This is a genomic window from Veillonella parvula, from assembly GCF_048309325.1.
Taxonomy (GTDB): Bacteria; Bacillota; Negativicutes; order Veillonellales; family Veillonellaceae; genus Veillonella; species Veillonella parvula_T.
In genome coordinates this window covers 20,051-28,952 of sequence record NZ_DBFBTX010000003.1, presented here as the reverse complement: position 1 = coordinate 28,952, position 8,902 = coordinate 20,051, and the positions used below count along the sequence as shown (strand labels likewise).

Genomic DNA, 8,902 nt, shown 5'->3' with positions numbered 1-8,902 from the left:
ATCCTCGATGCCGAGATTAGATCGTATGCGGTATTAGCAGTCGTTTCCAACTGTTGTCCCCCTCTGAAGGGCAGGTTGATTACGCGTTACTCACCCGTTCGCCACTAAGATTGATAGAAGCAAGCTTCCGTCGCTCTTCGTTCGACTTGCATGTGTTAAGCACGCCGCCAGCGTTCGTCCTGAGCCAGGATCAAACTCTCCAAGATACCTTGAAGCTATTTGAATAGCTCATTATTTGTTATCGTTACTTTTAAGTAACTTTGAATTATGGTTGGTTTTGACTATGTCAAAACCCGCACTCTGGCATATGTTCAATCATATGATTGATTACCTATCATTGTTCAGTTTTCAAAGATCTGTTATCAATTTGCACTACTTCATTATTAAGTACTGTCGTAATTGACGACTTGATTATAATAACATTATGACCACTTTCATGTCAACACATTTTATAATCTTTTTTGAAGTTCATTTTAAACCTCTAAGTGTATTGCTACACTCATTAAGAAACAGCCGCTCAAACGACTGTATGCATATTATAGTACAATGAAAATATAATCGCAACCCCCAATTCTCAATTTTACAAAATCTTCATTTTATTTTCATTTTTAATCATAAACCTAATAATTGATTTTACACAATTAATCATGTACAATGTAGCTGTAATAAAGAACTTCCAGCACAAATTAGTTTTCTTTTATTAGCGTTTACCAATATGAATATTACATTATTGTAAGGAGATTGAGTATGAAACTATCAAAACATTTATTATCAAAAGCTGTAGCTATAGCTGCTATATGTGCTACTATGGGAACTACCACATTAGCTGCACCACAGGGCACATTTGATACTTCAGAAATTAATATTACTGGTCAAGCGTCTCGATCTGTAGCACCTAACTATGCGATTTTAACACTTGGTATTACAAGCCAAAATACCAATATCAATGCTGCAAAATCTAATAATGATCGTATTATGAGTAATTTAATTAGTCAATTAGCTAACTTAGGTGTTGCAAAAAAAGACATCTATACATCTAGCATTTCCATCAATCCAACGAGCGACTATCAAGACGGCAAACGCATCAATACAGGTTACAATGTATCAAATCATGTAACAGTTAAGATCAATAACCTTGATAACGTAGGAAAGGTTGTCGATGCCGCTGTTAGCGCTGGTGCTAACGACATCAACAACCTTTCATTCCAAAATGATGTGTCTCAACAATTATCTGATTCTTTAACTACAGAAGCGATTCAAAACGGTCGCCATAAAGCAGAAGTTATCGCAGCTGCCCTCGGTCGTACATTGGGACCAGTAAAAACTGTTTCCATTAGCACAACTGAAACTAGCACAATGGACTCTGGTTACTATCGTAACCCAGTAATGCTAAAAGCAGCTCTCGAAACTACTACGCCTGTAGAAAAAGGCTCTTTAATAGTTTCACAAGACGCTAACATCACTTATTATCTACAATAGAATTTTCCGGTACCACACCTTCGTGTACAGCTACAATGCCGCCTGTCAATTCATGATAGGTGGCATTTTCATATCCAAGAGATTTCCAGATTTCTAAAATCTCACTTTGATGCGGGTATCTACGTAAAGATTCTGGAAGCCATGCATAGGAAGAGTTATCTTTGCTCAATTTTCCTATAATAGGCAATATATATGAAAAATAGAAGTTATATAACTGTTTAAACCCAAACATACTTGGTTTTGCAAGTTCTAACACCACAACCTTCCCCCCTGGTTTTACCACGCGTTGCATTTCAGACAATACCTGCTTAATATCTGGAACATTTCGCATTGCAAAGCCACTCATTGCAGCATCAAATGTATTATCCTCATATGGTAAGGCCATGGCATCACCTTGTACTAAATTTACTTGATTAAGTAAACCAGCAGCCTCAATACGAACACGACCTTGATTTAGCATTTCACTATTAAAGTCTAATGCCTCTACCTTCAAAGTGGGCTCTTGACGTAATGCTTCCTTCGTAAATACACAAGTGCCACATGCCACATCAAGTACATATTGGTGAGGACCGATATTCATCGCTTTTACAGAGAATTTACGCCAAAAATAATCTTGTCCAAAGCTTAACACCGTATTCATTAAGTCATAGTTTTTTGCAATATTAGAAAAAACGCCTTGTACAAATTTCTCTTTATCTGCATACGTTTTAAATTCTTTAGTATTCATTATGGACCTTTCACAAATCAAGAACTATGTTCAAGAATTATATATGGCATAGTATACCACACTATAGGAACGCTAAAAAGAATCCTAATATATATACTCTATATAATGACTATGTAATATATACATACCTACTAAAAACACTGGTATTTAGTATTTTCCGCTACATAATATAAAACTAAACACACATATCTATTTTTTACCTATATTCATAATAAATATATACGACTATCGATTATAATATCTATTGCCACCATTTCATGTTCGTTGTATAATGACATATGTCCATGTTGAAAGGATACTTTATCATGGGATTTTATTTGTTTTTATATAAGTATTGGAGTGTACTATGAATCGATTTGTAAAATCAATCAATAGAGTCAGTCTAATCCAACAAATTATCATAGGTTTGATTATTGGTATTTTAACTGCTCTTTATGTGCCCGATGTGGCCAATGAACTTGCTTTATTAGGAGTCCTCTTCGTTGGGGCGCTAAAAGGTATCGCCCCTATCCTCGTATTTTTCTTAGTAATTGCTGCGATTAGTAAACATCGCTCTGGACAAAAAACAGGTATGGGCTCTGTTATAACCTTATATTTACTAGGTACATTCCTATCTGCGGCTTTAGCAGTAATCGTAAGTTTCTTTTTCCCTACTACATTACACCTAGCAGCAGGTGCAGCCGATGCCGCACCACCTCAAGGTATCGTAGAGGTTATGACAACATTACTAAAAAATGTAGTTGATAATCCTGTAAAAGCATTAATGACTGCTAACTACATCGGTATTTTAGGTTGGGCACTTATCATTGGTGGTGCTTTACGCCATGCACCGATGAATACGAAGGAAGTTATGGAGTCCATTGCACAAGCTATTACTACTGTAGTAGGTTGGATCATTCGATTCGCCCCTCTTGGTATTATGGGCCTTGTAGCAGAATCCATTGCTACTAACGGCATCGAAGCCTTGATTGGGTACTTTCAATTACTCGTATTATTACTTGGTTCTATGATCTTTGTAGCACTAGTAATCAATCCAATTTTATCCTTTATTTACCTTCGTCGTAATCCATACCCATTGGTATTCAAATGCTTACGAGAATCTGCAATCTATGCGTTCTTTACACGTAGTTCTGCTGCAAACATTCCCGTAAACCTTGATTTAGCCAAACGATTGAAACTTAATCCAGATATGTATTCCGTATCCATTCCATTAGGAGCTACAATCAATATGGGTGGTGCAGCAATTACAATCACAATCATGACATTAGCTGCGGCGCATACATTAGGTATCGTTGTAGATATTCCTACCGCAATCCTATTATCTGTTATTGCCACTATAGGTGCATGTGGGGCTTCCGGTGTTGCAGGCGGTTCCTTGTTACTCATTCCATTGGCTTGTTCCCTATTCGGTATATCCAATGATGTAGCAATGCAAGTTGTAGGCGTAGGCTTTATTATCGGGGTATTACAAGATTCCACGGAAACTGCACTTAACTCTAGCACAGATATCCTCTTCACTGCTACTGCTGATTATGCAAAACGCGGTTATCATCAAGATTGGAACTAAAATTTTTTTAGACGGTCCTTTGGGACCGTCTTTTTTTTGTAAACTAATTGTACATTCTTTTATAGGACTTTGTGAAAGTTACATATATCCGCGCCTCTTAATTTTCTGGAAATAATATTATGTATTTGGATAAACTAAATATAAACTTTCACCAATCACTAACAAACTATATTGATTTTCTTCAATGTAGTGGTATAATATAGTTAATGATAATAACTATTAGTAGATATATAGGAAGGAATCAACATGAAACAATACGATATTATTGTAGTTGGTACAGGCGGCGCAACCATCGTAGCTGATGCTGCGCTCAAAAAAGGCCTTAAAGTGGCAGTCATAGAAAAAGGTAAATTTGGTGGTACATGTCTAACTCGCGGTTGTATTCCTACAAAAGTTATGGTTACAGCAGCTAATGCAATTCAAGAAACAAAAGAATTCAAAAAAATTGGCGTTAACGTTGGACCTGCTACTATGGACTGGCATACTGTGTCCAAGCGTACTTGGCATAAAATTGACGAATCTGCAGGCATCTATGATTATTACAATGCCTATGACAACGTAGATGTGTATCGTGGTGCAGCAAGCTTTGTATCTGATAAAGTGATGAACATCCATCTTAACGATGGGTCTGGCATTGTAGAAATTACAGCGCCTACAATTATCCTTGGTACTGGTGGCTATAGTAATGTACCTAATGTACCAGGTCTTCAAGAATCAGGGTTCCTTACTAGTGAAAGTCTCTTTGGTGATAAATTCCCTAAACAGCCATATAAATCCCTTGCTGTACTTGGTGCGGGTCCGATTGGTGTTGAGTTCGCTCATGTATTTGATTCCGCTGGTACAAAAGTAACAATTCTACAACATAATGTACGTTTAGTTCCTAAAGAAGATGCAGATATATCGGAACACTTGCTTAACAACTACAGAGAACGTGGTATTAACGTACTTCTAAACCAAGACACTGTTGAAATCCGCCAAGAGGATGGCCTTAAAGTAGTAGTTACTAAAGATCGTACTACTGGCGAAATTACAGAAACTAAAGTTGAAGAAATCCTTGTAGCTGCAGGTATCCATCCAGCTGTGGAAGAACTTCACCTAGAAAATACTGGTATTGAAACACGGCCTAAAGGCTGGATCAAAACTAACGAATTTTTAGAAACATCCGTTGATGGTATCTACGCTTTAGGTGATGTCAATGGGGAGCCGGCATTCCGTCACCGTGCAAACTACGAAGCAGATATCATTGCTCACAATCTCTTCTATGCAACAAGTGAAGATGATTACCGTTGGGCAAGGTATGATACATTACCAAAAGTTACTTTCTCCTATCCTGAAGTTGGTAGTGTAGGTCTCACAGAGGCTGAAGCTATCAAAGCGGGTTACAATGTAGGAGTTGGGAAGAACTTCTACTCCTCCACTGCAAAAGGCTATGCAATGGGTATCAACCCTGGAGATATAAACGATGGATTTGTAAAAATTGTGGTAGATAAAGACACCAACCATATCCTTGGTATGCATGTCGTAGGTCCTCAAGCCTCTATCCTCTTCCAGCCTTATGTGAACCTTATGAATAGTGGTGTAACTCCGTTGACAGCAATCAACGAAGAAATTGCTTCTGAACGCACTAAACGTTTACGTGAAAAAGGTATTACTCGTGAAATGGACCCTAGATCCGTTATCACTGTAGGCGAAACTATGAGCCCACATCCATCCCTCGTCGAGGTTATCATGTGGACACAAGTGTACTACGAAAATCGTTGGTAATACAACTATAGTTATAAATAATAAAAGGACTAAACCTAGGCGCAGTCCTTTTGTTGCAAACATATCTATTGTAAAAAAAATATTCTAACATAAGAGCACTATCAACCGATATTTTATAGTATCGGAATCGCAAAAAAGAGCCAAAGGCATTGCCTTCGGCTCTTTTCTTATTAATCATCAATAGATAGGTTAGCGGCCCATATCTATATCAGAACCCCAAACGAGATTTGTTTTACGACCATCGAAGCCTTGATCTGGCTCAGGTGGTAATTTATAGGATTTAGATTGTTCTACATAAGCACCTGTCTCAGCATCTACTGTAACAACTACTTTTTTACCATCTTGATGCATAGTCACATAGTATAAAACTTTACCATTATGAGCTTCAATTTTCCAGCCCTTCATAACAGCATCATTTCCAAGTTGTTGTTTTGCAACACGTTCTGCTTGCGTTGATTCAATAACTTTATCTTTATTGAAAATCTCACCAATAACTTTCTTAGGTTTGCCCCCCTCTTCCATATCAGAAGCATTACCAGTGATTACATCAATTTTCATCTTGTACTGATGATACTTACTATAACCAACTACTTTATAACCATAGTTCAAGTCATTAGAGTTGAGCTCTACAGAATGAAGCGCCGCATTAGGATAGCGATTTTGGAAAATAGTTCCAATTTGGCTCATAGTCATAACTATGGACTCGCCAGGTGCACGTTTTACAGAAATATCCGTACTTGTTTCAGGCTTTGTTTTGCGTGCATCTGCCACACTTGGTGTAGCAACGGATAACATGCCCACTGCTAATACCCCCGTTAATGCCATAGAAATCAACTTTTTATTCATTATAATCCTCCTACTAGATATCATGTTTCTATTAATCAAACTATTAGTACACTAGAATTTCTATAAGTTCATGCTATATTCAGCAACACGAAAAATATGTAAATAGTCATATCATTTAGACAATATACTATAAACCTTCATTAGATGCAAGTCGTCCATCTACATCAGTCATAATCAATTTATAGCATGTAGCCACTAAAGGTACACCGATCAACATACCAGTAACCCCCATCAAACTACCGCCTACGATAACAGCAGCAAATACCCACAAACCTGGTAATCCAACAGAGTTACCTACAATTTTAGGATAAATAAAGTTACTTTCAATTTGATGTAGTATCTCCAGAATAATTACATAGATAAGAGCATCCATAGGGCTAACAGTAAGTAGCATAACGGCTCCAATGATACCACCAACATAAATACCTAATAGTGGAATCAAACCAGTTAGACCAATTACACAGGCAATCGTTGTAGCATATTCAATATTAAATAGCCATAAAGTAATACCTACCATCACGCCTAGAACCAAGGCATCTATAAACTGACCTACAAAAAAATTACTGAATGTTTGAACTGCTACACGAGTTACATAACTAACTCGACTTACCCACTCATCTGATGCATAAGCCTTTAATATACGTTTACCTTGTAACATAAGGCGTTCCTTATCAAGCAACATATAAACAGCAAAAATTAAGCCAAGACCTATGTTCAAAGTCCAAGACAATACGGTGCCCATTGCATTTACAATATATGTGCCACCTTTTGTCCCCCATTCACGAGTATATTTAGCAATATTCTCTCCACTTAGGGCATCTATAATCGTTTGATTCGACGCCATTGGAATGGTTTCTGTAATATGTTGCATCCATGTTTGGAAATCCGTATACAATTGCGGTGATGCAGCTACAATAATCGACATAGAATGAATCAATTGAGGTAAAGCCATCCGAGCAATAAAATACACAATAACACTAATTGTTACAAAGGATAGCAAAAGACTCAACGGGCGACGTATTTTATACTTCCATCCAGAGTCACACTTAGGCCATAGCCATCGTTCATAACGAACGACTAGAATATCCAATACGAAAGCAATACAAGCACCCACAATGAGCGGAACAAAAGCCGTAAAGATAGCGTCAAGACCACTAGCAATATCACTTATACGTAGTGCCATCATAATCATAATGCCCGCTAGTATAATAGCTCCTATGAGCTGTTTGTAATATTTGAATTCTTTCATAATAACCTACTTCACATAACACTATTAATAAGCTACACCTATATAACTATACGATTCTCACATCGCATACATTACCAAAGCATAATGAACATTGTATGACCTAGGATTGTATGCAATTTTAGTATAACACAAAAGTCCACCTTATCGCATGCTCGAATTCTCGATAAACAAGAGAGCATGATTGAAGGTGGACTTATTGTAGGCCTAATCTAGATTAGTCTAGAGATTAGCGATGAATATAAACGTCTACACGACGGTTTTCAGCTTTACCTGCTGCTGTAGAGTTAGTTGCAACTGGTTTAACATCACCATTAGCAATACCGATAAGACGATCGGCAGATACACCATGGTTAACTAAATATTGAGCCACATGTTGTACGCGGCGTTCAGACAAAGCAATGTTGTATTGAGGATTTGCATCAGTATCAGCGTTACCCATCAATTTAACTTGGTCTTGAGAATATTGGTTAGCAGCATTTACAGCAGCTGTTAAGTTTGGATATTGGTCTGCACGAGCAACATCTTGGTCGGAGTCAAAGTAGATAGATTGTACATAGTAATCCAATTTAGGAGTTTTATATGCAGGCGCTTCTACAGTAGGAGCTGGAGCCGGAGTGTATACAGGAGCTGGCGCTGGAGTGTATACAGGAGCTACGGATTTGTGACCGCCAAAACGGTAAGATAATCCAACTACTGGACCTTGGAAGGAAATATTGGACTTATCATCACGTTTAGTATTGATATAACGATACCCTGCATTAATATCCCAGTCTTGGTTAACTTTATAACCTAAACCTGCTTCCCAAGTAGTAGTTCTCTTAGTCCCTACACCCGCTTTACCATAAACGTCTACTTTGGAGCCAAGGTTAGCTTTACCAATTACACCAAATTGAGCAATATTATTTGCTTTAGGGAATGCATCACCAGAAATGTGAGCATAACCGCCATATACTGCGAAATTTTTGTTCAAGGATTGAACCAAATTAACTTCTTGCATTCTGTCACTATAGCTCATACCGTTATATTTATCGTTCAAACCATGGTATTGGTATTGCAACGCTGTTTTATCTGTGAAAGCGTATGTTACACCACCATCAAAGTTCCATTTTGCATCAGAAGTCCAAGCTTTAGTTTTTGCTTTAGAATCAGACGCACCAAGATCAACTTGAAACTCACCTTTATTGAATTGAGTTTGAGGAGTTGCACCTGCTACGGACACACCTACAGCAGCAACTGCCAATAAAGCTAATAATTTTTTATTCATTATAAT

At 37.5% G+C, this 8,902-nt stretch carries 7 protein-coding genes and 1 rRNA gene; 3 read left to right on the top strand and 5 right to left on the bottom strand.

Annotated features, from left to right (window positions below; genetic code table 11):
- A 16S ribosomal RNA gene (locus tag ACMKPP_RS02580) occupies positions 1-206 on the bottom strand; the annotation flags it as partial.
- 541 nt (positions 207-747) lie between these two features.
- Between ACMKPP_RS02580 and ACMKPP_RS02575 the strand changes: the two genes are divergently transcribed.
- Positions 748-1,479, top strand: a complete 732-nt coding sequence (locus ACMKPP_RS02575) for an SIMPL domain-containing protein (protein WP_004698386.1) — start codon at positions 748-750, stop codon at positions 1,477-1,479.
- Here ACMKPP_RS02575 and ACMKPP_RS02570 read toward each other — a convergent pair.
- Positions 1,460-2,206: a ubiquinone/menaquinone biosynthesis methyltransferase gene (locus ACMKPP_RS02570; RefSeq protein ID WP_004698389.1), complete on the bottom strand. Its 747-nt coding sequence runs from the start codon at positions 2,204-2,206 to the stop codon at positions 1,460-1,462. The genes ACMKPP_RS02575 and ACMKPP_RS02570 overlap by 20 nt on opposite strands.
- Before the next feature lie 346 nt (positions 2,207-2,552).
- Here ACMKPP_RS02570 and sstT point away from each other — a divergent pair, with 346 nt between their 5' ends.
- Both sstT and ACMKPP_RS02560 read left to right on the top strand, forming a co-directional pair.
- Entirely contained in the window at positions 2,553-3,773 is a 1,221-nt protein-coding gene (sstT, locus tag ACMKPP_RS02565; protein ID WP_004692960.1) for a serine/threonine transporter SstT, read from the top strand.
- 246 nt (positions 3,774-4,019) lie between these two features.
- Positions 4,020-5,537 (top strand): dihydrolipoyl dehydrogenase family protein, encoded by a 1,518-nt coding sequence (locus ACMKPP_RS02560; RefSeq protein WP_008602685.1) that lies wholly within the window; start codon positions 4,020-4,022, stop codon positions 5,535-5,537.
- Between the two features lie 189 nt (positions 5,538-5,726).
- Here ACMKPP_RS02560 and ACMKPP_RS02555 read toward each other — a convergent pair whose 3' ends face one another.
- The 3 genes from ACMKPP_RS02555 to ACMKPP_RS02545 all read right to left on the bottom strand — a co-directional run bounded on the left by ACMKPP_RS02555 (position 5,727) and on the right by ACMKPP_RS02545 (position 8,896).
- The gene (locus ACMKPP_RS02555) at positions 5,727-6,383 is read right to left on the bottom strand and encodes a PepSY domain-containing protein (RefSeq protein WP_004692962.1); all 657 of its coding nucleotides are present in this window, start codon (positions 6,381-6,383) and stop codon (positions 5,727-5,729) included.
- Between the two features lie 127 nt (positions 6,384-6,510).
- Positions 6,511-7,632: an AI-2E family transporter gene (locus ACMKPP_RS02550; RefSeq protein ID WP_008602687.1), complete on the bottom strand. Its 1,122-nt coding sequence runs from the start codon at positions 7,630-7,632 to the stop codon at positions 6,511-6,513.
- Between the two features lie 226 nt (positions 7,633-7,858).
- Positions 7,859-8,896, bottom strand: coding sequence for an OmpA family protein (locus tag ACMKPP_RS02545; RefSeq protein ID WP_418369266.1), 1,038 nt, complete (start codon positions 8,894-8,896; stop codon positions 7,859-7,861).
- Between the last annotated feature and the right edge of the window lie 6 nt (positions 8,897-8,902).

What these genes read in the sequence shown, in the direction of transcription:
- ACMKPP_RS02545 (WP_418369266.1), bottom strand. Translation starts at nt 8,896, where the DNA reads ATGAATAAAAAATTATTAGCTTTATTGGCAGTTGCTGCTGTAGGTGTG.
- ACMKPP_RS02550 (WP_008602687.1), bottom strand. Translation starts at nt 7,632, where the DNA reads ATGAAAGAATTCAAATATTACAAACAGCTCATAGGAGCTATTATACTA.
- ACMKPP_RS02575 (WP_004698386.1), top strand. Translation starts at nt 748, where the DNA reads ATGAAACTATCAAAACATTTATTATCAAAAGCTGTAGCTATAGCTGCT.
- ACMKPP_RS02560 (WP_008602685.1), top strand. Translation starts at nt 4,020, where the DNA reads ATGAAACAATACGATATTATTGTAGTTGGTACAGGCGGCGCAACCATC.
- ACMKPP_RS02570 (WP_004698389.1), bottom strand. Translation starts at nt 2,206, where the DNA reads ATGAATACTAAAGAATTTAAAACGTATGCAGATAAAGAGAAATTTGTA.
- sstT (WP_004692960.1), top strand. Translation starts at nt 2,553, where the DNA reads ATGAATCGATTTGTAAAATCAATCAATAGAGTCAGTCTAATCCAACAA.
- ACMKPP_RS02555 (WP_004692962.1), bottom strand. Translation starts at nt 6,383, where the DNA reads ATGAATAAAAAGTTGATTTCTATGGCATTAACGGGGGTATTAGCAGTG.